Origin of the sequence: Hymenobacter sp. BT559 (assembly GCF_016427535.1) — a bacterium.
In the GTDB taxonomy this organism is placed as follows: domain Bacteria; phylum Bacteroidota; class Bacteroidia; order Cytophagales; family Hymenobacteraceae; genus Hymenobacter.
In genome coordinates this window covers 362,808-388,909 of record NZ_JAELXV010000002.1, presented here as the reverse complement: position 1 = coordinate 388,909, position 26,102 = coordinate 362,808, and the positions used below count along the sequence as shown (strand labels likewise).

The 26,102-nt window shown below is 59.6% G+C and carries 19 protein-coding genes; 11 read left to right on the top strand and 8 right to left on the bottom strand.

Translation table 11 applies throughout. The annotated features are described in order from the left end of the window. Positions 1-44: 44 nt before the first annotated feature. The gene (locus JAO77_RS08250) at positions 45-539 is read right to left on the bottom strand and encodes a regulatory protein RecX (protein WP_198989861.1); all 495 of its coding nucleotides are present in this window, start codon (positions 537-539) and stop codon (positions 45-47) included. Between the two features lie 147 nt (positions 540-686). Between JAO77_RS08250 and JAO77_RS08245 the strand changes: the two genes are divergently transcribed. Together JAO77_RS08245 and JAO77_RS08240 are read left to right on the top strand one after the other, a co-directional pair. Next, the gene (locus tag JAO77_RS08245) at positions 687-1,553 is read left to right on the top strand and encodes a DMT family transporter (RefSeq protein WP_198989860.1); all 867 of its coding nucleotides are present in this window, start codon (positions 687-689) and stop codon (positions 1,551-1,553) included. Between the two features lie 105 nt (positions 1,554-1,658). Then, positions 1,659-4,328 carry a DUF5686 and carboxypeptidase regulatory-like domain-containing protein gene (locus JAO77_RS08240; RefSeq protein ID WP_198989859.1) on the top strand — a complete coding sequence of 890 codons (2,670 nt, stop codon included), beginning with the start codon at positions 1,659-1,661 and terminating at the stop codon, positions 4,326-4,328. A gap of 82 nt (positions 4,329-4,410) precedes the next feature. Here the strand turns inward: JAO77_RS08240 and JAO77_RS08235 are convergent, their stop codons facing one another. Then, positions 4,411-5,766 carry a Gfo/Idh/MocA family protein gene (locus JAO77_RS08235; protein ID WP_198989858.1) on the bottom strand — a complete coding sequence of 452 codons (1,356 nt, stop codon included), beginning with the start codon at positions 5,764-5,766 and terminating at the stop codon, positions 4,411-4,413. 95 nt (positions 5,767-5,861) lie between these two features. After that, positions 5,862-7,253 carry a 3-keto-disaccharide hydrolase gene (locus JAO77_RS08230; RefSeq protein ID WP_198989857.1) on the bottom strand — a complete coding sequence of 464 codons (1,392 nt, stop codon included), beginning with the start codon at positions 7,251-7,253 and terminating at the stop codon, positions 5,862-5,864. A gap of 153 nt (positions 7,254-7,406) precedes the next feature. Here JAO77_RS08230 and JAO77_RS08225 point away from each other — a divergent pair, with 153 nt between their 5' ends. From JAO77_RS08225 to JAO77_RS08215, 3 genes are all read left to right on the top strand, one after another. Further along, a complete protein-coding gene (locus JAO77_RS08225) occupies positions 7,407-8,504 on the top strand; it encodes a Gfo/Idh/MocA family protein (RefSeq protein WP_198989856.1) in 1,098 nt (365 codons plus the stop codon). Between the two features lie 135 nt (positions 8,505-8,639). After that, positions 8,640-9,110 carry a hypothetical protein gene (locus JAO77_RS08220; RefSeq protein WP_198989855.1) on the top strand — a complete coding sequence of 157 codons (471 nt, stop codon included), beginning with the start codon at positions 8,640-8,642 and terminating at the stop codon, positions 9,108-9,110. Between the two features lie 278 nt (positions 9,111-9,388). Further along, entirely contained in the window at positions 9,389-9,874 is a 486-nt protein-coding gene (locus tag JAO77_RS08215; RefSeq protein WP_198989854.1) for a hypothetical protein, read from the top strand. Between the two features lie 4 nt (positions 9,875-9,878). Here JAO77_RS08215 and JAO77_RS08210 read toward each other — a convergent pair whose 3' ends face one another. Next, positions 9,879-10,157, bottom strand: a complete 279-nt coding sequence (locus JAO77_RS08210; RefSeq protein ID WP_198989853.1) for a DUF4834 family protein — start codon at positions 10,155-10,157, stop codon at positions 9,879-9,881. Between the two features lie 73 nt (positions 10,158-10,230). On the opposite strand from JAO77_RS08210, the gene JAO77_RS24515 reads away from it, so the two are divergent. Together JAO77_RS24515 and rlmB are read left to right on the top strand one after the other, a co-directional pair. Then, positions 10,231-11,448: a GWxTD domain-containing protein gene (locus JAO77_RS24515; RefSeq protein WP_198989852.1), complete on the top strand. Its 1,218-nt coding sequence runs from the start codon at positions 10,231-10,233 to the stop codon at positions 11,446-11,448. Beyond that, complete coding sequence (rlmB, locus tag JAO77_RS08200; RefSeq protein ID WP_198989851.1) at positions 11,421-12,449, top strand: 23S rRNA (guanosine(2251)-2'-O)-methyltransferase RlmB; 1,029 nt, start codon at positions 11,421-11,423, stop codon at positions 12,447-12,449. Before JAO77_RS24515 ends, rlmB begins: the two co-directional genes overlap by 28 nt. Positions 12,450-12,532: 83 nt before the next feature. On the opposite strand, the gene JAO77_RS08195 is transcribed toward rlmB, so the two are convergent. The 3 genes from JAO77_RS08195 to JAO77_RS08185 are packed head-to-tail and all read right to left on the bottom strand — an operon-like array spanning position 12,533 to position 15,534. Then, the gene (locus tag JAO77_RS08195; RefSeq protein WP_198989850.1) at positions 12,533-13,621 is read right to left on the bottom strand and encodes a mannose-1-phosphate guanylyltransferase; all 1,089 of its coding nucleotides are present in this window, start codon (positions 13,619-13,621) and stop codon (positions 12,533-12,535) included. A 59-nt stretch (positions 13,622-13,680) separates the two neighbouring features. After that, the gene (locus JAO77_RS08190) at positions 13,681-14,481 is read right to left on the bottom strand and encodes a dolichyl-phosphate beta-glucosyltransferase (RefSeq protein ID WP_198989849.1); all 801 of its coding nucleotides are present in this window, start codon (positions 14,479-14,481) and stop codon (positions 13,681-13,683) included. 54 nt (positions 14,482-14,535) lie between these two features. After that, positions 14,536-15,534, bottom strand: a complete 999-nt coding sequence (locus tag JAO77_RS08185; protein WP_370550085.1) for a KpsF/GutQ family sugar-phosphate isomerase — start codon at positions 15,532-15,534, stop codon at positions 14,536-14,538. Between the two features lie 201 nt (positions 15,535-15,735). On the opposite strand from JAO77_RS08185, the gene recQ reads away from it, so the two are divergent. Together recQ and JAO77_RS08175 are read left to right on the top strand one after the other, a co-directional pair. Further along, positions 15,736-17,946 carry a DNA helicase RecQ gene (gene recQ, locus JAO77_RS08180; RefSeq protein ID WP_198989848.1) on the top strand — a complete coding sequence of 737 codons (2,211 nt, stop codon included), beginning with the start codon at positions 15,736-15,738 and terminating at the stop codon, positions 17,944-17,946. A 369-nt stretch (positions 17,947-18,315) separates the two neighbouring features. Further along, positions 18,316-19,143: an OmpA family protein gene (locus JAO77_RS08175; RefSeq protein WP_198989847.1), complete on the top strand. Its 828-nt coding sequence runs from the start codon at positions 18,316-18,318 to the stop codon at positions 19,141-19,143. 137 nt (positions 19,144-19,280) lie between these two features. On the opposite strand, the gene JAO77_RS08170 is transcribed toward JAO77_RS08175, so the two are convergent. Further along, positions 19,281-19,703 carry a BrxA/BrxB family bacilliredoxin gene (locus JAO77_RS08170; protein WP_144848531.1) on the bottom strand — a complete coding sequence of 141 codons (423 nt, stop codon included), beginning with the start codon at positions 19,701-19,703 and terminating at the stop codon, positions 19,281-19,283. A 219-nt stretch (positions 19,704-19,922) separates the two neighbouring features. Here JAO77_RS08170 and JAO77_RS08165 point away from each other — a divergent pair, with 219 nt between their 5' ends. Together JAO77_RS08165 and JAO77_RS08160 are read left to right on the top strand one after the other, a co-directional pair. Further along, entirely contained in the window at positions 19,923-23,684 is a 3,762-nt protein-coding gene (locus JAO77_RS08165; RefSeq protein WP_198989846.1) for a PKD domain-containing protein, read from the top strand. Between the two features lie 237 nt (positions 23,685-23,921). After that, a complete protein-coding gene (locus JAO77_RS08160; protein ID WP_198989845.1) occupies positions 23,922-26,036 on the top strand; it encodes an OmpA family protein in 2,115 nt (704 codons plus the stop codon). Positions 26,037-26,102: the final 66 nt, after the last annotated feature.

Here is a 26,102-nt window from a genome sequence, read left to right as displayed (position 1 = left end):
TGCCTTAGCTGCTTGCCGACCCGCAATCTCTGAGCGCACCCACGCTAACCTTCGGCCGCCAACTCGCCCAAGGCTTCCTGAATCAGGTCCGATTCGTAGCCTTTTTGCGTGAGGTACGCCATGAGTTTCATCTTGCGCTTTTGTGGGTTGCTTTCCTTTTCGCGGGCGTCGCGCTGGCCTAGCAGCTGCTTCAGCTTATCGTAGTATTCGTCGCCGTCAAGCTCCTTTAGGCCGCTCTTGATGCAGTACTCGCTCAAGCCTTTAGCCTTCATTTCTAGCTTAATGCGGCGGCGCCCCCAGCCGTTGGTGCGGTGTTTACCGCGGGCGTAGGCCTGGGCGTAGCGCTCTTCATCGAGTAGCTTTTCGCGACCTAGGCGGATGATGATTTCGCCAGCTTCGTCTTCGTCGAGGCCGTAGCTTTTAAGCTTGTCGGCTACCTCTTTTTGGGTGCGCTCCTGGTAAGCGCAGTAGGCCGCTATCTTGGGCAGGGCCTCGGCGGGCGTGTAGCCTTTGGGAGCTTTGTCGGGATTCTTAAACATAGGAAAGGCAAAGAGCCGCTGCGAAGTACGGAAACGAAGCGGGGCCGGGGCCGTTGTAGGAAGCGAGCCGCAGGTTATTCAACTTTATAACGGCCGGCGGGGGCCAAATGTGCCACTGCGCGGGGGCTACTCCCGTCTTTGTGTCCTATGCGCTTTTCGCCCGGAATTTTTTATATGCTGGCCTCCACGGCGTTGCTGGCATTGGTCAACGTGGCCGTGAAGAAGCTGACAGACCTACCGACCGCTGAAATAATCTTCGCCCGCTGTCTCATCTCGCTCGTTCTCACCGTGTGGCAACTGCACCGCACCCATACCCCCATACTGGGCCCGCCTGAGGCCCGCTTCAACTTAATGGGACGCGGCGTATTTGGGGCAGGGTCGATTATCCTAGGGTTTCTGGCGCTCAAGGCGCTGCCCCTAGGTGCCGCCGCCACGCTCAGCTACCTGGCGCCGGTGGTCACGGCTGTGGCCGCCATCTGGCTTATCGGCGAGCCGCTCAAGCCTTGGCAGTGGCTTTTTTATGCCATGGCTGTGGGCGGCGTGGTGGTGGCCAAGGGCACGGCAGGGCTACTGTCGGCGGGCGTGCTGCTGGGCGTGGGGTCGGCGGTTTCGTCGGGCGTAAGTAGCGTATTTCTGCGCCGGGCCGGCGATAAGATTGCCCCGCTGGTGCCAGTCTTTTACTTCAACGTGGTGCCGCTGGCCATCTCAGCCGTCTGGATGCTGTTTGACCTGAAGATGCCGCACGGCATAGAATGGGCGTGGCTGCTAATGGCCGGCGTATTCACGCACGTGGCGCTGTGGTGCGTCACGCACGCTTTCCAAAAGCAGCAGGCCAATTTTGTGGCGGCCCTCGACTACCTAGGGTTGATTTATGCCACGGCGCTTGGCTACTTCGTGTTTGGTGATAAGGTCAAGTTCAGTGTCTATCCGGGCATTGCGCTGCTGCTGGTGGGCGTGGGGCTCAATGCCTGGTATACTTCGCGGCAAGAAGAAAAAAAGGAAACGGCTGCCTAACGCGTCTTGTCTGTTTGTATGACATCCTGCAACTCTACTGGCCCAATTGGCTATCTATAAGCTGCGCCTATCTTGCTGGCTCTTGCGTGCCCGATTACGTCTTCTATGCAGATTTTTCTTCGTTATCAGGCTCACTGGCTGCTGGTGGCCTTGCTCCTAGGCCCAGTTTTTGCCCAGGCGGGCGTTATTAAAGGTAAGGTGAGTGGGGCGGGCGGCGAGGGCCTGGCGTTTGCCAACGTATCGGTGCGCGGCTCAGCCACCAGCACCGGCTCCAATGACCAGGGCCAGTACCAACTGCGGCTCGAGGTGGGCAATTACCAGCTTGTCTTTCAATACGTAGGCTACCGCCCCCGCACCGAAACCGTGCGCGTGCCAGCCGGCGACTCCACTGTGGTGCTCAACGTTGCGCTGACGCAAGAGTCGTACAACCTCGCCGAAGTGGCGGTGCGCGGCTCCGACCGCGACCCGGCCTACGCCATTATTCAGCAGGCGCAGCAGTGGCGCAGCTACCACCAGCGCGAGGTGGCCACCTTCCAGGCGCGCCTGTATATCAAGAGCTTGATTCGGCTCAGCGAGACACCTAGCAAGGTATTTGGCCTGTTCAAAATGGGCCCCGACATCAAGCCGGGCATTCTGTATTTGTCAGAAAGCTTGTCGGATATCCGCTTTGCGCAGCCCAATGTCATTAAGGAGCGCATGATTTCAAGCCGGGTGAGCGGCGACTCGCGTGGCATCAGCTTCAACCGGGCGCAGGGCGGGCTCAATTTTTATGACAACGTACTGAAGCCTAGCTTTTCGCAGCGGGGCTTCGTGTCACCCATCGCTGGCAATTCATTTTTGTTTTACCAATATGAGTTGGTGGGCACCTCGCAGCAGGGTGGTGAGCTGGTGCATAAGATTAAGCTCATTCCGCGCCGCCGCACCGACCCGGTATTCAACGGCTTCATCTACATCGTGGACGGCTCGTGGCGCATTCACTCCGTCGATTTGCGCTTGAACAAAGACGCCCAGCTTGACTATGTCGACGACCTGCGCATCGAGCAATTGTTTGCGCCAGCGCCGGGCGTGCCGCACGTGTGGTCGCTGCAATCGCAGAAGCTAAGCGTCACGTTTTCAGCTTTTGGCTTTAAAGGCTCGGGCTATGCCACGGCGGTTTTCTCGAACTACAACCACGTCGTAGCAACCTACCCCGCCCCGCCCGAGGTGAAGAAAGCGCCAGCTATCGCAGCCGCCCCAGCCCAGCCGGCCGCGCCGCCCGTAGTAGCACCGGTCACGACGAAGGAGCTGACGCGCCAAATCAAGCGCCAGAAGCCCGACCTGTCGGGCCTGAACAAGCAGGTACGCCGCCAGGTGAAGCAGGCGCGCCGCGACTCGATTCGCAACGACCCGTTTGCCCAGATGAAGTCGGGCGAGGTGATGCTGGTGGAAAAAGGAGTGAACGAGCGCGATAGCTCGTACTGGAGCCAGATACGGCCGGTACCACTGACGGAGGAAGAGAAGCTCGACTACCATAAAAAGGATAGTTCGGAGGTAATTCGCAACTCGCGACCTTACCAAGATTCGCTCGACCGCAAGCGCAACGAGTTCACGCCGGCCAAGCTACTGCTTAGCGGCTATACCTACCGCAATACCTTTAAGAAGCGCAGCCTGACAGTGCAGCCTATCTTTAATGAGCTGCAATACAACACGGTAGAAGGCTACGTACTGAACGCCGAGGCCACCTACACCCGCCGCACCGACGACCGCCGCTTCTTAACCCTGACGCCGACCCTGCGCTACGGCTTCAGCAACCACCAGCTGCAACCCAGCCTCACCATCAACTGGCAGCTCGACCCGGTGAAGCTGCGCCAGGTGGGCCTTATTGCAGGCCGCACTATCGAGAATTTCGACCGCAACTCGCAGCTCACGCCCTTTATCAACTCGGTGTACTCGCTGCTGGCCAACCGCAATTACGCCAAGCTCTACCGCCGCGATGGCGCCGAGCTCAGCTACCTCTGGGAGCCCGTCAACGGCCTCACGGTGCGCGGCGCGGCCAGTTTTTTCGACCGCCGCGAGCTATTCAATACCAGCACCTACCTCTGGCACGACGTGGAAGGCCGCGCCTTCACCAGCAATCAGCCTTTGGCCGAAGAGCCGCCCGATGGCACCGGCTTCGGCCGCAGCAAGGCCGCCACGCTCAGCTTAAGCGTGAGCTACCGGCCGGGCACCACCTACATCACCCGCCCCGATGGCAAGTACAACCTAGGGTCGAAATATCCGCTCTTCAACGCGCAACTGCGGCAGGGCGTGGGCGGCGTGCTAGGAGCCAATGTGCGTTACACGCTGCTGCAAGGCTCAGTGCGCCAGACCATTCAGTTGGGCCTATTTGGCACCTCAGCCTACGAGGCCGTCCTAGGTGGCTTTGTGGGCAGCCAGGCCAATATGACATTTGCCGACTACCGCCACTTCTCAGGCAATCGCACTATCCTCACGGGTAATTTCAGCCAGTTTCAGCTGCTCGATTACTACCAGTACAGCACCCGGTCGAGCTACTTCGAGGGGCACTTTAATCACCATTTCAACGGCTTTATTTTCAACAAAATCCCGTTGTTAAAATCCTTAAAGTGGCAGGAGGTTTTGTCGCTCAACTACCTACAAACGTCGCAGTCGGGTCCTTATTTCGAACTCGGCGCGGGCATCGAGCACATCTTCAAGCTCGGGCGCATCGACTTTTTCACCTCGCTGCAACGCGGCCAGAATGTGGGCTCGGGCATCCGCCTAGGGCTCGGTATTTAATAGCCCTGTGGAAAAAGCAAAAGAGGTCTTGCCGCGCAGTGCAGCAAGACCTCTTTTGCTTTTTCCTCCTTCGAAAGTAGGTCTAGTACTTAAAAACTTTACCGCCCACCATCACCTCTTGCGTTTTCTCGTCAAACGTAGCCTTGAGGCCCGTGTGGGCGGCGGCGGTGGTCATGATGTTGGCGATAGAGTGGCTATAGCCGGCCTCCACAGGGGCGTGGGGTTGTTGGCGGCTGCGTATGCACTCCATCCAGTTGCGGACATGGTTGGAGGTGAGCACATCGCCACCGGTATTGGCCGAGGCAGCCACGGCGGCCGTTTGGGCCAGGCTGAACTCAGGTAGCAAGTTGGCCTGCATGTGCATGGCGTCGGCCGACTGCTTGGTGAGGCCGCCGGTGGGCGATACGCGGTTGGTAATCAAGTTCAGCTCACCGCCGTTGGAGTAATAGATTTCGGCGGGGCGCTCGTCGCCGTTGTGCATGCGCGAGCCAAACGTGACCTGAAAACCCGACCCTAGGTCGTTGGCGGGGCCGTAGTCGAACACCGCCGTGAGGGTATCCCAGTTGCGGCGGCCGTCCTTCCACATGTAAATGCCGCCGTTGGCTACCACGCTGCGTGGGTGCGGCAGGCCCGTAAACCAGTGCACGGTATCAATCTGGTGGCTCATCCACTGGCCCGGTAGGCCCGAAGAATACGGCCAGAACAAACGATATTCTAGATACTTGCGTGGGTCGTAGGCTTCGGCGGGGCGGTTCATGAGGTAGCGCTTCCAGTCCACGTCGGCCTCGCGCAGCTGGGCCACCAAGTCGGGGCGGCGCCAGCGGCCGGGCTGGTTCACGTTCCAGGTCAGCTCCACCATCGTGATGGGACCAAATTTGCCCGACTTGATGAACTGCTCAGCGGCCATATAATTGGACCCGCTGCGGCGCTGCGAGCCAATTTGGATGATTTGCTTCGATGCTTTCACAGCCTTGAGCGCGGCGCGGTTGTCGGCCATCGTCTCGGCAAACGGCTTCTCGACGTAGGCGTCGCAGCCGGCCTGCACGGCCTCAATGGCGTGCAGCGCGTGCTGAAAATCGGCGGTGCCGATGAACACGGCATCCACGCTTTTGCTGGCGTATAGCTCATCGTTGTTGCGGTAAGCCGCCACCGAGTGGCCTAGTTTTTCTTTCCACATGGCAGCGCCTTCCTCGCGGCGCTTGCTCCAGATGTCGGATACCCCAACAATGTCAAAATTCAGCTCCTTATAATGATTTAAGAAGCACGGCATGTGCGTATTGCGGTGGCGGTCCGAAAACCCGACCACGCCCACGCGTACCCGGTCATTGGCCCCGATGATGCGCTTGTAGCTACTGGCCGACCACGTAACGCGCGGCAACAGGGCGGCGGCGCCACCTAGGGCCATTTGCTGAAGAAAAAGACGACGAGGCTGCGACATGGCCTGATTTGGGTGGGGAAAAGGATGTAGCGCGGACTTTTAGTCCGCGTATATGTTGTGTAGTAAGCTGTTGACTCGCGGACTGAAAATCCACGCTACTTCAGTTCTTTCAGCTTGATGCTGCGGAATGACACGCGGTTGCCGTGGTCTTGCAGCAGTAGGTGGCCAGTAGGTGCTTCGCCGAAATTGGGCCACACCTTATACTTGCTTTGGGCCACTAGCTCGCGGAAAGCAGGTGAGCCGCGCTCATATTCGAGTACTTTGGTGCCGTTGAGGTAGTGCTCCACGTGGTTGTTGGGGTACACTACCACGCGGCCCACGTTCCACTCGCCGATGGGGTGCACAAAGCGCGGGGGCTTTTCGGCTTTTATCAGGTCGTAGAGCGAGGCCAGCGTGCGGTTGCCATCGCGGCCGAGCTTGGCGTCGGGGTGCAGGGCATCGTCGAGCACCTGATATTCGAGGCCTATGGCTGACATATCCGTTTTCTCGGCCAGCGTCACGAAGTATTTCAGGCCGCTGTTGGCGCCCGGCGTCAGCTTAAACTCAAACGACAAGTCGAAGGCGCGGTACTCAGCGTTGGTCACAATGTCGCCGCCGTTGGCCGCTTCTTTACCTTCGGAGGGAAGCACGGTCATGGTACCATCCGTCACCTGCCAGCCCTGGGCGGGGAAGGCCGTGCCCTTGGCGCTGCGCCAGCCCTGGCTGGTTTTGCCGTCAAAGAGCAGCTTCCACCCGTGCTGCTTCTCGTAATCGCTCAGGTAATTGGGCACGAAGTTGACCACGTAGATATCGGCCGGAAAAGCACTGGGCTTGAGGTCGGTGGTCTTGATGCGAATATTCTTAAAATATACCTTGTGGCCGGCGTGCGCGGCCTCATTCACGGCGTGCACCTGCAAGCCGATAAAGCCCTTAGGGTCGATGGGGTCTACTACATAGGCCACGGGCACGTTGTTGACCCAGGTCTTCATTTCGTTACCTAGGCACTCCACTTTGATGTGGTTGTACTCACCTACTTTAAAAGCCGTTTTAGCCTGCGGGTGTAGGTCGAGGGGGTAGAGCCACTGGCGGCGGGCCTCGTCGTAGATGCCGCCCGACCAGCTCCGCGGCGAGGGATCTATCTCGACCTGCCGGCCGTATACCTTACCCCGCTGCTCGGGCGAGTCGAAGTGGCTGCGCGTCTGCACGCCTGAATTGCTTTCGGGGCTATCAATTTTGATATCCAGCTCCAGCACGTAGTCGCCGTACTCCTTCTCAGTGACCAGGAAGGTATTGCCCGAGTTGGCGACGGTGGTGCCCACGATGGCGCCGTTCTCGACTTTATAGTCGGCCGTGCCGGCGAGGCGCTTCCAGCCCTTGAGCGTTTTACCGTCGAATAGGTTTTGCCAGGCGTCGGCTTTCGGGGCCTGCGGCCGGGGGCGGGAGGACGTGGCGAGCAGCGTGGTCGCCGCGCAAGCGGCCAGCACCAGCGTTTTACTGAGGATGTTCATGGGTGGGAAAAGTAAGCAGCGCACTAGCAAGACGCGGCTTTAAAAGTAGTAGCCAGGCAACTAGCACGAAAATTATTAGACCTTGGCCTAACCTGGCAACCCAGCCAGTTTGGCCCCGGTATCTTGCCAACTCACTCCTTTTTGCCCACCCCTATGCCTAGGTTACTCCTTGTCGCGCTTGCGCTGCTACTGACTATTTGGGGCCACTCGGCCGCCGCCCAAACGCCGCCACCCCTACGCGTGGGCGTGGCTGGCCTCACGCACGCCCATGTGCACGGTATACTGGGCCGCGCCAAGCGCGGCGATATCGTGATTGTGGGCATTGCCGAGCCCAACCGCGAGCTTGCGCAGCGCCTCACCAAGCAGTACGGCCTAAGCATGGACCTCGTGTATAACTCACTGCCCGAGATGCTTATCAAAACCAAGCCCCAGGCGGTCACGGCGTTTGGCTCTATCTACGAGCACCTAGGGGTGGTGCAGGCCTGCGCGCCCAAAGGCGTCCACGTGATGGTGGAAAAGCCGCTGGCCGTGAGCATGGACCACGCCCGCCAGATGGCGGCGCTGGCCCAAAAGCATCACATCCACTTGCTTACCAACTACGAAACCACCTGGTACGGCTCTAACCGTCAGGCTTACCAACTAGTGCAAGACAAGGCCCTAGGTGGCATCCGGCGCATGGTGGCACACGATGGCCACCAGGGCCCCAAAGAAATCAATGTCAATAAAGAATTTCTGGATTGGCTCACCGACCCGGTGCAGAACGGTGGCGGCGCGATAATCGACTTTGGCTGCTATGGCGCTGACCTCATGACGTGGCTCATGCACGGCGAGCGCCCACTGTCGGTGACGGCCAACGCTTTGCACATCAAGCCCAACGTGTACCCCAAGGTGGAAGACGACGTGACCATTCTGGTCAATTATGCCAAGGCCCAAGGCGTCATTCAGGCATCGTGGAACTGGCCTTACTCGCGCAAAGACCTCGAAGTGTATGGCCAGACTGGCTCGGTCATCGCCCTCGACCGCGACCACGTGCGCGTGCGGCGCACCGAAAAAGACGCGCCCCAAGACCAAACTGTGCCCGCACCGCCCGCACCCTACGACGAACCGTTTTCCTACTTAGCGGCCGTGGTGCGTGGCACCGCCCCCGAGGACGTACTGTCGTCATTGGCCACCAATATGCTCGTGGTCGAGATACTAGACGCAGCCAAGCAATCGGTGAAGGAAGGCAAAACGGTGTATTTGCCGCGGTAGACTGGCAACTTCCCGCAGGCCTGCTAAGAAAAGAACAAAGTAAGCAGTATAGTTATGCAACCATTTAGCAGCCTAGCAGCTCACCTAGTAAGCTGCCCGCGCAGCTCACTCTTTCCTCCCTTAGCTGCCCACATAGTGAAAATTCTACCCCTACTTGCCTCCGCCAGCATCGCGCTACTAACCATGAGCTTCAGTTGCGATAAGCAAGACAGTGAGGTACAGCCCTGCAATGAAGCCACTACCGCCGTAGCTACTCAGGCCTATACGCTGCCCACCGGCTGCTCGCTCACGGCTCAGCGAGGCCAGTCTAAGAGCTACATCATTGATTCGCCTGACGAGCTGGCCGCGGCTGTTCAGTGTAATAGTAGCACCGCGCCCACGGTAGATTTTACCACGTCTACCTTATTGGCGGGCCGCGTTCCCCGCTCTGGGGGCGCCTTTCTGCGCTCGCAGCAAGTAGCACTGGATTGCCAAGGCAACTACGTGCATACGGTGAACGTGAGCGATAGCCCCACGCTGAGCCCAGTTGATGTAGACTACACTATAGTAGTGCCCAAGCTGCCAAGTGGCAAACAGGTCAAAGTTGTCGTCAATATCGTGCAATAATTCTAGCAGCGCTCGAAGTGCGGAGCAATAGCGTAGCTACCCTAGGCGACTGCCAAATAAAGCTACCACCTACGCACGCTGTGTTAAGCTCAAGCCCAGAAACTAAGTAGGCCTAGCGGCAGCGTCCGCCAAGTCTACTTAGTTTCTGGGCTTGCTCTTTGGGTTAAATAACCCAGCCTAAGTAGCCTAGGAAACAAAGACGCGGTACCTCCTGCAGCAGGCTTGTGGCACAGAGTTTGGCCTGGCAAGGCATTCCCGTCTTCTAACTCTTCCCACCCATGAAAACCACGCTCGCCACGCTTTTGCTTGCCGCAGCCGCGCTAAGCGCCAACGCCCAGAAAATCGCCATTAAGAAAGACCTCATCACTGTGGACGGGGAGCCCTACGCGTATCTAGAGCAGGGCGAAGCGTACGAATACTACGTCAGCTCGCCTCAAAAGCAGCGCCTCTTCATCGTGCGGCCGCTTACACTGCAAGACCCCGCCGGGTGGGCAAGCTACCTACAATTTGTTTTTACTGATTCTCGCAAGGTGGTAGAAACACCGAAGCCCAGCGAAAACTTTCACGTTTTATCACCCACGAAGCTCGCCCGCATCATCTATAGTGCACGGCTGCTCAAAGACGGAGCACTTGACCCTAAAGCAGTAGCCGATTTTGAAGTTAATTACGGTGCTCCTTATTCAGAGCGCCGCCAAGCGCTCAACCAGTTGCCTACGCAGCCAACGGTGATAGTGCCAGCGCTACCGCCACCTGCTAAGCCCTAGGTGGCTATTTTACCTCTTCGTAGTCTACGTACTCGCCACCCCGAAACTCGTGCTTGCGCTCGCTGCCGGCCGCTTGGGGCGGCACGTAGTCGACGCGCACCTGGCCGGGCTCGGTAGTGGGCTGGCGCGGCGCCTCAAACCCGCCGTTGGAAGTGTAGAAGCCCCCCTGCTGCGCCTTATGCACCTGCTGCCGCACAAAGCCGCCAAGCGCTGCCCGTAGTACCACGGGCAAGATGTAGCGTACAAGTAAGAAAAACAGCAGCAGTGAAATCCAGAAGCTCATGGATGGGAAGAAAAGACTAGGCCATACCTACGGCCGATTAAGGTTCAAGTTTAACAACCGCGCGGCGGTTTTTGTGCTACTTAGCCTGCTAGGCAGCCGGTGGGCAGCAGCCCAAACGCCGGAGCCGCGCCTCGATTTTGCAAGCTTATACCAGCCCGTAGCCAACCGGCTGCTAGTCGAAACCCGTCGCGAGGCCGATAGCCTGCGGCTGCTGCTCAACCGCCCCGCTGGGCAAGCGCTTCCGGTGTTGCGCCTCACGGTGTGGGCCAGCTACGAGGCCCGGCAGCCTCTGTGGCAAGGCACGCAGCGCCTGCGCCTGTACCCAGGCGCCGACCCTGCCAGCGCGGTGCTGGTGCTTACAGCGGCACTGCCGCTAGCGCAGGCGCCGGCTGGAGCCGTGCTGCAAGCCTCCCTAGACCAGCCGGCACTTGCCCAAAATCCCGCCACTACGGCGTGGATGCGCCTTACGCCCGAGCGCCTGGCGCGGCCGTTTGTGCTGCTCGACTCGATGGGTCTGGTGCTCACGCGCCCCTATGTGCGCAGTGGTGAGGCCGTGGCCGTTGCGAGCTTTGGCCTAGGTCAGCCCGTGCGGTGGCGGCGCTATGCAGCCTCGAGCACGGCCGCTCCCCCACCCTTTGCCGACCCGCGCCGCCAGCCCGCCACGCCGCGCACCCTAGGGGTACTCGATTCGTCGGCCGCGGCGCTGCCCGCCAGCAACCTGCTTCGCTTGCCGCAGCAGGGATTGTATGCGCTGCGGGTGGGCGGCACAGGCGGCGAGCCCGTGCGCACGGTGCCGCTGCTAGTAGTGCCTTCAGATTTTCCGGGCCAGCGTACCGCGCCCGAGCTTATCGACCCGCTGCTGTACCTGACTACCGCCGCCGAGCGCCAGCAACTACGCCAAGCCGCCGACCCCAAGCGCGCAGTCGACCGCTTTTGGCTGGCTTCGGCCGGGGGCGACCAGACGCTCGGCCGCGACTACATTCGGCGCTACTATGGCTTAGTGACTATTGCTAATGAATTATTTACGGGACATAAGGCCGGCTGGCTCACCGACCGGGGCTTGCTCTACGTAGTGCTGGGGGCACCCACTAGCGTGCAGCGCCTAGATAGCGGCGATGAGCGCTGGATTTATGATGCCCTCGACCGCACCGGCCGCCCCACAAGCTTCACCTTCCGCCCGCGCCCTAGTACCTTAGCGCCTGATAACTACGAACTGGTGCGCCGCCCCGAGTATCAAACGCTCTGGTATGCCGCCGTAGAACGATGGAGAAAGACACTGACCGCCCGGTAAACGGCGGATTCGAAGACGATTATGTGCCGCGCCGCTTCCGCGAAGGCGCCGGCGACAGCCGCCCCGAGCGCCGCGAAAACCGCGATGCGCCCCGCCCCGACCGCCGCGCTGGTGGCAACGAGGCAGGGGGTAACCGCGCCCGGCCCAACCGCCCATTTTACGACGAGCAGGGCCGCCAGGTGCAGCGCAGCAGGCCCGCCGGCGAGCGCGGCGACGCGCCCTTTTACAAGCAGCACAATACCCGGCCCGCCGCCGACCGCAGCATCGACATGCTGTTTGGCTTGCGCCCCATTTTGGAGGCGCTGAATGCGGGGCGCACGCTAGACAAGATTTTCTTGCTGCGCGGCACCAAGAACAGCATGACCCAGGACATCTCGGACCTGGCGCGGGCGGCCAACGTGCCCGTGTCGATGGTGCCGCTGGAGAAGCTGGAGGGCATGACCCGCAAAAACCACCAAGGCGCGGTGGCCTACGTGTCGCCCATCGACTTTGCCCCGCTCGATACGCTGCTGGCGGGCCTTTTTGAAGAAGGCAAAGAGCCTTTCTTACTATTGCTCGACCGCGTAACTGACGTGCGCAACTTCGGCGCCATTGCCCGCACCGCCGAGTGCTTAGGGGTGCAGGCCCTGGTAGTGCCCGCCCGCGGCGCTGCCCAAATCAACGGCGACGCCGTCAAAACCTCGGCTGGCGCCCTCAACCTGCTGCCCGTGTGCCGCGAGCCCGACCTGCACCGCACCATCGAATTCCTGAAAAATAGCGGCCTCACGGTAGTAGCCTGTACCGAAAAGGCCGACGCCGACCTAGGCCATACCGAGCCGACCAGCCTCAGCGGCCCCATCGCCGTGGTTATGGGCTCGGAGGAAGACGGTATCTCGCCCGACTTGCTGCGTCTCTGCGACCAGCGCCTGCGCATCCCCATGAGCGGCCAAATTCAGAGCCTCAACGTGGGCGTGGCTGCTGGCATCATGCTCTTCGAAGTAGCAAAAGCTAGAACTAAATAAAAGCCCTAGGCTGACACGAAAACGCCCCGCGAGCACGTTGCTCGCGGGGCGTTTTCGTGTCAGCCTAGGGCTACTAAATACACCTAGTGGTAGCCGCCGCCCTTCTTAGATTTCACATCGGCCACGAAGTCTTTCACGCGCTGCTCTTCCGAGCGCTGGCAGATGAGCAGTACGTTGTCGTGCTCAGCCACGATGTAGCCTTCCAAGCCTTGCACTACCACGAGGCGCTCCGAAGGCGTTTTGATGATGCAGTCCTGGGTATCGTAGAGCATCACATCGCCGTCAATCACGTTGTTTTGGATATCGCGCTGACCTACGCGGTGTAGCGAGTCCCAAGTACCTAGGTCGCTCCAGCCGATATCGGCGGGCAGCACGTACACGTTATCCGCCTTTTCCATGATGCCGTAGTCGATGCTGATGTTGCGGCACCGGGCATAGGCCTCGTCGATAAACGCAGCTTCGTCGGGGGTACCGAGCTTATCCGCGCCCTCGTCAAATACCTCGGCCACATCGCTGAGCAGGTTGTGGAAAGCACGCAGAATATTCTCGGCCTGCCAGATGAAGAGGCCCGCATTCCAAAGAAAGTCGCCGCTCTCCAAGAACATGCGCGCCAGCTCGCTATTGGGCTTCTCGGTAAAGGTTTTGACTTTGTGCAGGTCGTTGCCCTCCAAGCGGTTTTCGGCGCCATCCATGTACTGGATGTAGCCGTAGCCCGTGTCGGGGCGCGAGGGCTGAATGCCAAGCGTGATGAGCACATCATGTTGGCGCGCCGCCGTTATCGCCTCGCGGATAAGGCGGCGAAACTCTTCCTCGCGTAGCACGGCATGGTCGGCGGGCGAGACGATAATAGTAGCCTTAGGGTCGCGCTGAGCGATACGGTAGCTGGCGTAAGCCACGCAGGGAGCCGTGTTGCGGCCGATGGGCTCGCCCAGAATCTGGTCGGCGGGCAGGTCGGGCAAGTGGCTCTGTACCAAGTTCACATAGTCACGGTTGGTGACCACAAATACATTTTCGGGCGGGCAAATACCCCGGAAGCGGTCAACCGTTAACTGCAACATCGAGCGGCCTACCCCGAGTACATCGTGAAACTGCTTGGGATGCTGGGTGCGGCTAAAGGGCCAGAAACGGCTGCCAATGCCACCTGCCATCACCACGAGATAGGTGTTATTCATTTCAACATAAACTAGGTGTAACCACAAATGTAGCGACCCCAACGGTTACGTTACCATTACTATATAGGCACACCTGGTATAATAGCCTGGCTGACCACTAGAGCCCGGGTGCGAGCCAGGGCAGCGTCGTAGCAGCCACGCCGGCTATATTGGCGCAAGGCCCAAAGCTCACGAAAGCCGTGCAACCCACTGAGGATACCGACTTTACTACCCGCAACATCGTTCCAGCGCACGGGCTGCTCGCGCAAGCGCAGGCCGGCCTCGTAAGCGAGAAAGAGCAGTTCCACATCGAAGCCAAAGCGGTCGAGCTGGGCGCTTTCTATCACGGGCGTGCACACATCGAGCCGAAAGGCTTTGAAGCCGCACTGCGTATCGGCGTAAGGCATACCGGTAGCTAGGCGCACCATTCGGTTGAAAAACCGGCCACTTTGCTCGCGCAACCACGGCTGGTGCTGGCCTACCAACTCGTCGTTGAGGGCCCGCGAGCCAAATACTACATCGCACTCACCGGCCAGAATAGGCTCTAGCAGCGCGGGGGTTTCTTCAATAGGCGTCGAAAGGTCGGCGTCGGAGAAGATGGCGATGGCCCCGCGCGCGGCCAGCAGCCCCCGCCGCACGGCATAGCCCTTGCCCCGGTTGGGGGTGTAGCTGAGCACGCGCGTAGCCACCCGACCAGCGTGGGAAGCAAAGTATTCTTCAGCTACAGCTACCGTACCATCGGTCGAACCATCATCTACGACAATTAACTCACTGGGATAGGGCTGCGTGTGGAGGTAAGCCAGCACTTGACCTAGGGTAGCACCTAGCCGCGCAGCCTCATTATAGGCCGGAATTAGAAGCGAGAGAACCGGAGCGGGCAAAACAGCGAGCAGCGACGTAGGTAACTAGGAATGGGTGAAGTTAGCGAGTTTTAGTTATACCAATCCTTCGCGCAGTACATCGTGTAGGTGAATGAAGCCCGCAAACTGACCTTCATCGAGCACAATGAGCTGGGTAATGTTGCGCTCCTGCATGCGGCGCAATGCCTCGGCCGCAAAATCACTTTGCGCAATGGTGGCCGGCTGCGGCGTCAAAATATCCTTGGCAGTCAGCGACTCTAGGTCGGCCAGCGGGCCGCGGCCCAACATGCGCCGCAAGTCGCCGTCGGTGATAATGCCAGCCAGCTTGCCAGCTGCGTCGAGCACGGCGGTGGCCCCTAGGCGCTTGCCCGATATTTCGAGTAGCACTTCGCGCAACGAGGCACCTAGGCCTACTTGCGGGCGCTGGTTTTGGCGGCTGAGGTCGCCTACCGTTAGGTAAAGCTTTTTGCCCAGCGTGCCACCGGGATGCAACCGTGCAAAGTCTTGGGCCGAAAACTGCCGGCATTCGAGCAGGCACACGGCCAGAGCATCGCCTAGGGCCATGGCGGCCGTGGTGCTGGTAGTAGGCGCCAGGTCATGGGGGCAGGCCTCGCGCCGCACGGGGGCGTGCAGCACGTAGGCCGCCTGGCGGGCCAGGTACGAGTCGGCGTTGCTGACTAGGGCAGCCAGCGGCACCCCCTTGCGGCGCAGCAGCGGCACGAGCACCTTTATTTCGGGCGTGTCGCCGCTTTTGCTGATAGCAATGACGAAGTCCTCGGCCTGAATCATACCTAGGTCGCCGTGGATGGCGTCGGCGGCGTGCATGAATAAGGCAGGCGTGCCAGTACTGTTGAGAGTAGCCACCAGTTTGCTGGCAATGTGGGCGCTTTTGCCTACGCCCGTGACTACTACGCGGCCCCGCAGGTTCAGCAGTGTGGCTACGCAGCGGGCGAAGTCGGGGGTGGCGGCTACGGCCTGGGCCACGTCGCGCAGAGCGTCGGCTTCTTCCAGCAGCACTTGGCGGGCCACGGCCAGCACATCGACGGGCGCGGGCAACACGGGGAAATCGGAAATCGGATGCACGGCCAAAACTACGGCTTGGCGGCCAAGCCACGGCTGTTTAGCCCGGCCTGGCAGGCGTAAGGTATTGAGGGAAAAGCTACCAGGGCTTTCCTAAAAAAGTTGCGCTTAAACGCTAATATTTCGCAAAAAATTCACTTTGTCCTTATCTTCGTTTAGCACCTTCACGCTTCTTTATCACCCCGCCGCTATTCTATGCCATTGCTTGCTACTGCGGAGCCGCTCGCGCCGGCCGCCCATTTAAAGACCAAACTCAAGGAAGTTTTCGGTTTTGGGCAATTCAGAGGAACGCAAGAAGCTGTTATTCAAAACATTCTAGCTGGGCATAATACCTTCGTTATTATGCCCACGGGCGCGGGTAAAAGCCTCTGCTACCAGCTGCCAGCGCTGGTGCTGCCGGGCACGGCCATTGTTATTTCGCCGCTCATCGCGCTCATGAAAAACCAGGTCGACCAATTGGCGGCCTTTGGCGTGAACGCGCAGGTGTACAATTCGACACTAACGAAGACGGAAATGAATCGCGTCAAAAAAGACGTGATTGCGGGCGATGTGCGGCTTTTATATGTAGCGCCCGAAAGCCTGACCAAGGAAGACACTATTGCCTTTCTCCAAAAAGCCAGCATTTCGTTTGTAGCCATCGACGAGGCGCACTGCATCTCAGAATGGGGCCACGACTTCCGTCCCGAGTACCGCAAGATTCGCGGCATCATTGATAACCTAGGGGGCAAGATTCCGCTTATTGCGCTCACGGCCACGGCCACGCCCAAGGTGCAGCTCGACATCCAGAAAAACCTGCACATGGACGATGCGAGCGTCTTCAAGACCTCGTTTAATCGCACTAACCTCTACTATGAGGTGCGCGCCAAGCGTAATACCAAAAAGCAGCTCATCCAGTATGTGCAGCAGCACAAGGGCAAGGCGGGTATTATTTATTGCCTGAGCCGTAAGAAGGTAGAAGAAGTGGCCGAGCTGCTGCGCGTGAACGACGTGCGCGCCCTACCCTACCACGCCGGCCTCGACCCGCACACGCGCATGCACAACCAAGACGCCTTCCTGAACGAGGAATGCGACGTGATTGTGGCCACCATCGCCTTCGGTATGGGCATCGATAAGCCCGATGTGCGCTTCGTTATTCACTACGACGCGCCCAAGAGCATCGAGGGTTATTACCAGGAAACCGGCCGCGGCGGCCGTGATGGCCTAGAAGGCAACTGCCTGATGTTCTACAGCTACGATGATATTCTGAAGCTCGAAAAATTCAGCAAAGACAAGCCTGTGACCGAGCGCGACAACGCCCGGCAGCTCTTGCTAGAAATGACGAACTACTCGGAGTCGTCGGTGTGCCGGCGGCGCCAGCTGCTGCACTACTTCGGCGAGAGCCTAGACCAGGACTGTGGCTTTTGCGACAACTGCCGCCACCCGAAGGAGAAATTCGACGGCACCGAGCACGTGGGCCTAGCGCTGCGGGCGGTGGTGCAAACAGAAGCGCGCTTTGGTCTCGACCACATTGCACAGGTGCTCCTAGGGCTGCGCAACCCGCACATCGACAGCTATGGACACGATGGGTTGCCGGTATACGGCCAGGGCAAGGCCCTGAGCGGCGACATGCAACTGTGGCTGTCGGTGCTGCGCCAATGCTTGCTCAATGGGCTGCTAGAGAAGGATATCGATTCGATTGGCTTGGTGCACATTACCGAAAAGGGTATCGATTTTATCGAGAACCCGCAGCGCATGACGCTGACCAAAGACCACGACTTCGAGGCCGAAAAGCAGGAGGAAGAAGATGAGGAGAAGACTCAGCAGGCCGCTGGCCACGATGAGGCGCTGTTTACTCAACTCAAAGAGCTGCGCAAGCAAGTAGCCAAGCAGAAAAACCTGCCGCCCTACGTACTCTTCCAGGACCCCAGCCTGAAGGAGATGGCCACCACCTACCCCCAGAGCCTGCACGAGCTGACGCACATTTCGGGCGTAGGCCAGGGCAAGGCCCAGAAGTTTGGGGCGCCCTTCGTGGCGGCGATTAAGAAGTACGTGGAAGAAAACGAGATAGAGACGGCGGCCGACGTGATTATTAAGTCGACGGTGAACCGCTCGAAGCTCAAAATCTATATCATCCAGCAGATTGACAAGAAAATGGACCTGACCGGCATTGCCCGGAGCCAGGGCATCTCGATGGCCGACCTGATGGAAGAAATTGAGCATATCTGCTACTCGGGCACGCGCCTGAACCTGGACTACTACATCCGGGAAGCGGTGGACGAGGACAAGCAGGAGGAGATTTACGACTACTTTATGACGGCTACCACCGACAACATTGCCACGGCCATGCAGGAGCTAGGTGTCGATGATTTCACAGAGGAAGAAGTACGCCTAGTCCGCATCAAGTTTTTGAGCGAAGTGGCCAACTAGCTTAGGCTACTTCTCTAGGTCAGCTAAAGCCCCGCACTACCGTGCGGGGCTTTTTTACGTGCCTATTATATCCATTCAGGTCTATTTATATCCTTAGCTACTCCGTCTCTTAAAATAGTTCTATAAGCCTGATTAGCTGGCGAAATGATACTAAAAAAATAAAGAACTATCCTTTTCTCAGCCATCTATAGTGTACTATATTCGTCCTATTATCCAACATATTTTTTCGCTTCTGCAAGTAGTTAAAGCTGAACACTGGCTGAATCTACCTCGTAAGCGGCAACTTCTTAACTACTTGTGCTGCGGCTTGCTTGCCTTTTTGCTTTCGCCGCAGCGCTAACCTGAGCCATTATTCTTCACCCACCAGCTATGAAACTACCCTTACGCGGGCTACTGGCAGCGGCGCTACTCCTCGGGAGCCTACGCCCCGCCTTAGCACAAGTAGCGCCCGATTCGCTGGCCCATGTTGCTGCTGCTAGCACCGATACACTGCGCTTGGCCCAGCGGCTGACCGAGGACGAGGAAGAGCCTGCTACTGCCAGCACCCTGCCTGCCGCGCCCATGCCCGTGGCCGTAACGGAAATAACGCTGCACGGTACTGTGCTGGACGTGGCCAGCGGCAAGCCCGTAATGGCCAACATTGACGTGCTTGATAATGAGAACGGGTCGCTCATCACCACCCTGCACTGCACCCCAGAGGGCAGCTACTCGGTAAACCTACCGGCCGGCACCAACTACGGCTTAGTGTTGCGCAACAACGCCTACCCCTTCCACTCCGAAAATGTGAACCTAGCCGCGCGGATGGGCTTTCCGGAAACGGTGCGCAATTTCCGGCTGCAAAAGCTGGAGCCGGGCACTAATATCTTGCTGAACAACGTGTTTTTTGAGCCCGGCACCGCCAAGCTGCGCCCCGAAAGCACAGCGGAGCTAGAGCGCCTGGTGAAGCTGCTAGGCGACAAGCCGAAGCTGAAAGTAAAAATCAGCAGCCACAGCGATGGCACCGGCGACTACGAAGAAGGCGTGGCCTTGACCAAGCGCCGCGCCCAGGTAATTGCCGCCTACCTGACCGAGCACAAAATCAAGACTGAGCGGCTGACGGTGATGGGCTACGGAGCCAGCATTCCGCTGCGGGCCAGCGCCCTCGACGGCGACCGCCAGCGCAACCAGCGTACCGAGTTTAGAGTGCTGGCCAACTAAGCCTAACGCTCGCAAGCCCTAGGTGCTTGCAACTGCCAATACAGAACCAAAGCACACGAAAAAGGGCCGCCAAGTTGGCGGCCCTTTTTCGTGTAGCTCACGCCGGGCGCTCACCTAGGCGAGCGCGGCGGGGCCAGCTAGCAGTATTCTTCAAATGCGCCTTGCAGGTTGTTCACAATGCGCATCATGTCAGAGCCTTCGATGTGGTAGCGCTCAATCATGTGCACCAGCTCGCCATCCTTAAACAGGCCGATGCAGGGCGAAGAGGGCGGGTAGGGCAGCATATGCTCGCGCATTTTGGCCACGGCATCGGTCTCCATACCGGCAAAAACGGTCACCAGCTTGGTGGGCTTTTTCTCAGCGCTAGCCAGGGCCAGCTTGAGGGCCGGGCGGGCTTTGCCAGCGGCGCAGCCGCACACCGAGTTCACGGCTACCAGCACGGTGCCTTCGGTCGGGGCCAGAGCCGCATCTACTTCCTGCGGCGACATCAGTTGTTCGAAGCCCGCTTCTACCAAGTCTTGGCGAATGGGAGCGACCATGTATTCGGGATAAACAGCCATAATAAGGTAAAATTAATTGGACTGAAACGGCGGACAATCCGTTTATTTCTTCGCAAAAATACGGCACGCGCGGTGCCGCTTTTCATAAGCAGGCAGCCACCCAAAAGGTTCGTAGCCTTACGTTCATTTTCTGGCCACCTTTTGCCGTATATCTTCCTAGGTGCCTGCTGCTCTTAGGTAGATACCCTTGCCTAATCACCCACTCATTTTGCTACTATTTTGGCTCTTAAACTACTTACTCTTACCGGGCGACTGCTGCTGGGCTTGGCCGCCTGGGCTAGCCTAGGCCCACGGGCGAGCGCCCAAACGGGCACGCAGCCCCTTGGCTCGCCACGCCCCACGGCCGAACTGCTACGCGCTCGCCCGAAGCCTGCGGCCCCGGGCACTGCCAGTAGCCAGCGCCTAGGGGCTAATGCCAGCACCAACCCCCACCTAGATGCCGACTTGCAGCGCCTTTACCAGGAAAGCGCGGGGGCGCCAACCAGCCAAAGCTTGCGTGCCCGCCACCCCGAACTTACGTTTGGCAAGAGCACGGCGCCCACGGTGCTGGTGCGCATCACGGCGCAGGATGTAAATGCACTGCTACCTAGCCTACAGCAGCGGGGCTTCGTGGTATCGGCGTCGTATCCTAAGCTGCACTTCGTGGAAGGTCTGCTGCCAGTCAGCCAGCTTAGCGGCGATGGCCGAGGCGTAGAAGCCCTCGCCAAGCAAGGCTTGCTAGGAGTGCTAAGTGCCTACGAGCCTCAATACCACGCCGGCGTGGTGACCAGCCAGGCCGACTACGTGCTGGAGGCAGCGCGCACCCGCGCCACTCGCCCCAAAAACGTGAGTGGCAGCGGCATTAAAATCGGGGTACTGAGCGACTCCTTTGACTTTCTAGATGGCGCGGCGGCTGATGTGGCCGCAGGCGACCTGCCGCCCGCGGGGGTGCAGGTACTCACCGAGGGCAGCACTACTGATGAAGGACGGGCCATGTGCCAGCTCATTTATGACCTGGCGCCGGGGGCGGCGCTGGCATTTAACACGGCTAATGGCGGCGAGGGCGTCTTTGCCCAGCACATTCGGGACCTGGCCGACCCTAGCCTAGGCAACTGCCAGGTGATAGTAGACGATGTGCGCTACCTGACCGAGCCCTTCTTTCAGGATGGCGTGGTAGCCCAGGCCGTAAACCAAGTGGTGACGCAGAGCGGCGTAAGCTACTTTTCCTCGGCCGGCAATAATGGCGATGCTAGCTACGAAAACGCCACACCCCAATTTGTGACGCCAACGGGTGGTACCAGGCCGCTGCTCAACTTCAACACGACTAACACGACCACCGACGTTACGCAGCGCATCACAATAGAGGCTACCAACTCCTTCCGACCTTTCCTGCAATGGTCGGACCCTTTCTACACTACAAACGGGGTCAAAACTAACCTAGACATGTACCTCATTGCTGTGACTAACGGCACGGCGGGCGACACGGTAGCGCGCGGCACCAACAACAATATTGCACTGCAATACCCCATCGAAACCTTCGACTACACTAACACCGCCGCCACGGGCACTACCACTTTCGACCTCGTGATAGTGGTGCGGGGCGGGGTGGCGCCCACCCGCGTCAAGTACATTGACTACGGCTCGGGCGCGGTGCTCAGCGAGTGGCGCACGGGCAGCAGCACCATTTCGGGGCACGCCGCGGCTGCCGCGGCTTACGCAGTGGCGGCGGTGCCCTACTATGCGCAGCAAACGCCCGCGAGCTACACCTCGAAAGGTGGCGCGCTGCCTTTCTTATTCAGCCCCACGGGCACGGCGCTGGCAACAGTAGAAACTCGGCAAAAGCCCAACATTGCCTCGGTAGACGGCACGGACACTTCGTTTTTTGGGTCTGATGTCGAAGGCAATGGCTTTCCTAACTTCTTCGGCACGTCGGCCGCGGCGCCGCACGCCGCGGCCGTAGCCGCGCTACTGCGCTCCTCCGAGCCGTCGCTCACGGCCACCCAGGTTTACGCTCGCCTCACTAGCTCGGCCCGCCTCATTGGCACCACGGCCACCGACCCGCTCACTGGACCTGGCCTGCTCGACGCCTACACGGCGGTGTATGGGCCGGTGGCGGCCACCGCCACGCCTTACATCGAGGACCTTGAGAAAACGGCATTGCCGCTCAACTGGACCGTGAGCACCTACCGCGCCGGGCGCGTGCGGGTAGCGAGCGGCCTAGGTGCCGCCTCGGGCAAGTACGAGTTGGTACTCGATTCAGAAGTTAGCCAGTTGCAAAGCCTTACCGAAGCCGTTTGCTACGTGACGCCGGCGGCCGCGGGCAGTAACTTGCAGTTGTCGTTTAGGCACCGCAAGTACGTGGCTGAGACCAATGAGGTCATGCCCGCCTCGTACACCGGCAACGGCACCAGCCGCACCGATGGCGTAGCCCTTAGCGTGGATGGGGGCACGACGTGGTACCGCCTCTACGACCTCGCCACCAACTCCACGACCAGCTACCAGACCAGCGTCGTCAACCTCACGCAGTTTGTGGCGACTAATGGCCTGACCCTAGGGGCCACTATTCGCATCAAGTTTCAGCAATACGGTACCGGCACTGGCACCACCGACGCCACGCGCCGTGGGCGCGCCTTCGACGACATTGCCGTAACCTCCAGCACGCCGAGTGTAGTTGCTCTTTTCAATTCGAGCCCGGCTACCGGCTGCCCTGGCCTGCAGGTGCAATACGCCGACACGTCGCTCTTCAAGGCGGGCGCCGCATCTTATGCCTGGACGTTTTTAGGCGGCACACCGGCTACTTCCACCCTGCGCAATCCGCTTGTGACCTACAGCACGCCGGGCCACTACCCGGTCACGCTGAGCGTGAGCAGCGCCGGTAGCACCGCCGTCCGCACCGATACGGGCTACGTTTTCGTTTCAGGCCGCGCCCCGCAGGCCTCCATCATGGCCAGCAGTACCAGTATTTGCCGCGGCGGCAACATCACGTTTAGTAGCACCACGCTTTACTGCCCCACTACCTACGCCTGGAGCTTTCCGGGAGGCTCGCCCGTTAGCTCTACCGCGGCTAACCCCGGGGTCGTTACATATGCAGCGGCGGGCTCGTACACGGCCACCCTCACGGTGACTAATGGGTACGGCACAGTCACGCGCAGCGTCATCATTGATGTAGATGGGAGGGCGCTGCCCTTTGCGGAGTCTTTTGACAACACTACCACCCTACCGCGCGGCTGGACGCTGGTGCGCCCCAGCGTATACGCCTGGTCGCTGGTCGATGACATCATTGGGCGGTCGGGCGTGGCTAGCCGGGCACTGCGGGCACCTTTTGCCGACGACGACAGCCGCGGCGAGCGGCCTGCCGTGTACACCCCGGCCATCAACCTGACGGGGGTAGCTAGCCCTAAGCTTTTGTTTGACCTGGCCTATGGGCCTTTTGCGATGAAAGCCGGGGACACACCTACCGATATCGATTCGCTTAGCATCCAGGTGGTTGATGCCTGCACCGGCACGGTGCTGGGCAAGCCCTACAGCAAGGGCGCCACCAATGGCCTCGCCACCAGCGCCAGCACCCCCAATTACTTTGTACCAACATCGGGCAGCGACTGGCGCCAGGAGCTAGTTGACCTCACGCCCTACGCCGGCAAGGTGGTCATCATCCGGTTTATCGGCTACAATGACTTTGGCAACCACCTCTACCTGGATAACATTCAGGTAGGCAATAGCTTGCTAAGCCTAACCTCGGCGGCCAACGCCGTTGGGCTAGAGGCGTGGCCCACCCCCACCCCACGCGGCACCAGCCTAAATCTGCGTTTGCCGGCCTACGCGGGCAACGTCGAATTGCGCCTCGTCGACAACCTAGGGCGCGTGGTGTGGCAGCAGCAGCTTACCCAGACCGGCGCTGCCATCGAGCGTACCCTGGCGCTGCCATTCGCGCCGGGCCTCTACAACCTGCTTTATCGCCCAGCAAACGGCACGCCCGCCGCCCGCCGCGTAGTACTCGAATAAGGTAGCCGATTGGCGTCTCCCCCTTGCAAAATGACCAGGCCGCAAACAGCCTGGTCATTTTGCATTTTTTATGCTTTATCTTTAGGCTGACTATACACTAATACGTTATTTTAATCTTATTATAATCCTAATAAATAGAAAGTCGCAGCTACTTGCCTTTAACTATCCAATGGCTAAAAGCCATTGCCCTAGGCGGCTATTTCCGGCGGTTTTTCTAGTGTTTTTCCAACGTACTACATGGCTATCTCTACACGCTCTATTATCCTCTCCTGTGGCCTTTTAGGATTTAGTGCTGGCTTAGTGCAGGCGCAAAGCATTCCCTTCACAAAAGAGCAGTTTACTATCGACAAAGAAGGGCTCAAGCTTGCGCAGCGCGAGGTTGAGCTAGGCGACCACGAAATGGGAGCCGACCCAGCGCGGTTTGGCGCCGCGCTACCGCACTACCTGCGGGCGCAAAAATTCAATCCGAAGAATGCGCTACTTAATGCCAAAATTGGCGAGTGCTACTTGCACTCTGCTACGAAGCAAGAAGCCCTACCCTACTTGCAGCGTGCCCAGCAGCTCGATGCAACCGCCGAGCCCCGGCTTCACTACTTGCTGGCTCGCGCCCTGCACCTAGGCGGGCAGTGGGAAGCTGCTATTAAGGAGTATGAGCAGGCCCGCCCGGTAGCCGCCGATGCTACCAGCGACGACGTAGCCGTGACCACTGACGACCTGGCTCGCGGCGTGCGCGAGTGCCACCGCGGCCAGCAAATGCAAGCCCACCCGGTGCGCGTGAAGCTGGAAAATGCTGGCCCTAACATCAATTCGGCCATGTCGGACTACGCCCCGCTTATCTCGGCCGACGAGTCAGTGCTGCTCCTAACCTCGCGCCGGGCGGGCTCGACGGGCGGCCAAATCGATGCTGAGGGCGATGGCATGCTGGAAGACATCTACCAGAGCGACTGGACCGGCTCGAACTGGAGCCCGGCCCGCAACCTAGGTGCCCCCGTAAACACGGCCCGCCACGATGCCACCGTGGGCCTCTCGGCCGATGGCCAGCGCCTACTGGTATACATGGAGGATAATGAAGGGGATATCTACGAGTCGAACCTGGTGGGCAACACTTGGAGCAAACCCAAGAACCTAGGCCCCCGCCTCAACACGAAGTATCACGAATCGGCGGCCTGCTATTCGCCCGATGGCAAGTACCTCTACTTTGTGAGCGACCGGCCCGAGGGCAACCGCGGCGGCCGCGACATCTACCGCCTAGAGCTCGATGCTCGCACTCCCGCCGAGAACCTAGGGCCGGTTATCAACTCGCCCTATGATGAGGAAGGCGTCTTTATGCACCCCGACGGCAAGACGCTCTATTTTTCATCGAAGGGCCACGACTCGATGGGCGGCTACGACATCTTCAAATCGACCCTCAACGCGAAGGGCCAGTGGAGCGAGCCCGAAAACCTAGGCTGGCCCATCAACACCCCCGACGATGATGTGTACTTCGTGCTGTCGGCCTCGGGCCAGCACGGCTACTATTCCTCCGACCAGCCGGGCGGCCTGGGCGGCAAGGACATCTATCGCGTCACGTTCCTCGGTCCCGAGCCTGCCCCAGCCCCGGTAGCCGCGGCCCCCAAAACCCCGGCCAAGGCTAAGCCAGGCACCGTCCTAGGTGTCAAAACTCCTACGGCGCCCGCCAAAACTGCGTCGGCTACCAAAATCACGGCCGCCCCTACCCCGGCGGCCGCTACGCTGGCGCACGTAACCGTGCTAAAAGGCGTGGTAACCGATGCCGTAAGCAAGGCCCCCCTGGCCGCCACCATCGAGGTAATTGACAACCAGAAGGGCGAAGTAATTGCCACGTACCAGTCGAATGCGGCCACCGGGCGCTACCTCATTAGCCTGCCCTCGGGCCTGAACTACGGCGTGGCGGTGCGCCAGACCGGCTATCTGCTTTACTCAGAAAATGTGAACCTGGCCACCGACGCACCTTACGCCGAGCGGCAGCAAGACGTGGCCCTGAACCGCCCCACGCTTGGTACCCTGGTAGAGCTGCGCAACATCTTCTTCGCCCCTGACCAAGCCGACCTACGCCCCGAAAGCGCCGCCGAGCTTGTTCGCCTCCAGCAGCTTCTTACCGAGCAGCCGGCCCTGCGCCTGGAGCTAAGCGGCCAAGGTGATGCCAACGCCAGCAACGACCTGCGCCAGCAACGGGCCGAATCCATCTTGGCCTACCTTACCAGCCACGGCATTGCGCGCGCGCGCCTCAGTACGGCTGCCCTAGGACAGCCGGTGGCATCGATAGCCAGCAGCACGCCCCAGCCTACCGGCGGGCCTACCGCCTTTCGCGTGATAGCCACGACCGGTCATTAACCTAGCCTTCTAATCGTCAGCGATAAAATCGTTACACTGAGCGAGCAAACATCCCTACTCGGCTTG

Excerpts from the sequence above, each read along its gene's own strand:
- JAO77_RS08160 (WP_198989845.1), top strand. The coding sequence starts at position 23,922 with ATGGCTATCTCTACACGCTCTATTATCCTCTCCTGTGGCCTTTTAGGA.
- JAO77_RS08235 (WP_198989858.1), bottom strand. The coding sequence starts at position 5,766 with ATGTCGCAGCCTCGTCGTCTTTTTCTTCAGCAAATGGCCCTAGGTGGC.
- JAO77_RS08215 (WP_198989854.1), top strand. The coding sequence starts at position 9,389 with ATGAAAACCACGCTCGCCACGCTTTTGCTTGCCGCAGCCGCGCTAAGC.
- JAO77_RS08210 (WP_198989853.1), bottom strand. The coding sequence starts at position 10,157 with ATGAGCTTCTGGATTTCACTGCTGCTGTTTTTCTTACTTGTACGCTAC.
- JAO77_RS08170 (WP_144848531.1), bottom strand. The coding sequence starts at position 19,703 with ATGGCTGTTTATCCCGAATACATGGTCGCTCCCATTCGCCAAGACTTG.
- JAO77_RS08240 (WP_198989859.1), top strand. The coding sequence starts at position 1,659 with ATGCAGATTTTTCTTCGTTATCAGGCTCACTGGCTGCTGGTGGCCTTG.
- JAO77_RS08225 (WP_198989856.1), top strand. The coding sequence starts at position 7,407 with ATGCCTAGGTTACTCCTTGTCGCGCTTGCGCTGCTACTGACTATTTGG.
- JAO77_RS08195 (WP_198989850.1), bottom strand. The coding sequence starts at position 13,621 with ATGAATAACACCTATCTCGTGGTGATGGCAGGTGGCATTGGCAGCCGT.
- JAO77_RS08250 (WP_198989861.1), bottom strand. The coding sequence starts at position 539 with ATGTTTAAGAATCCCGACAAAGCTCCCAAAGGCTACACGCCCGCCGAG.
- rlmB (WP_198989851.1), top strand. The coding sequence starts at position 11,421 with ATGGAGAAAGACACTGACCGCCCGGTAAACGGCGGATTCGAAGACGAT.
- JAO77_RS08175 (WP_198989847.1), top strand. The coding sequence starts at position 18,316 with ATGAAACTACCCTTACGCGGGCTACTGGCAGCGGCGCTACTCCTCGGG.
- recQ (WP_198989848.1), top strand. The coding sequence starts at position 15,736 with ATGCCATTGCTTGCTACTGCGGAGCCGCTCGCGCCGGCCGCCCATTTA.
- JAO77_RS08245 (WP_198989860.1), top strand. The coding sequence starts at position 687 with ATGCGCTTTTCGCCCGGAATTTTTTATATGCTGGCCTCCACGGCGTTG.
- JAO77_RS08230 (WP_198989857.1), bottom strand. The coding sequence starts at position 7,253 with ATGAACATCCTCAGTAAAACGCTGGTGCTGGCCGCTTGCGCGGCGACC.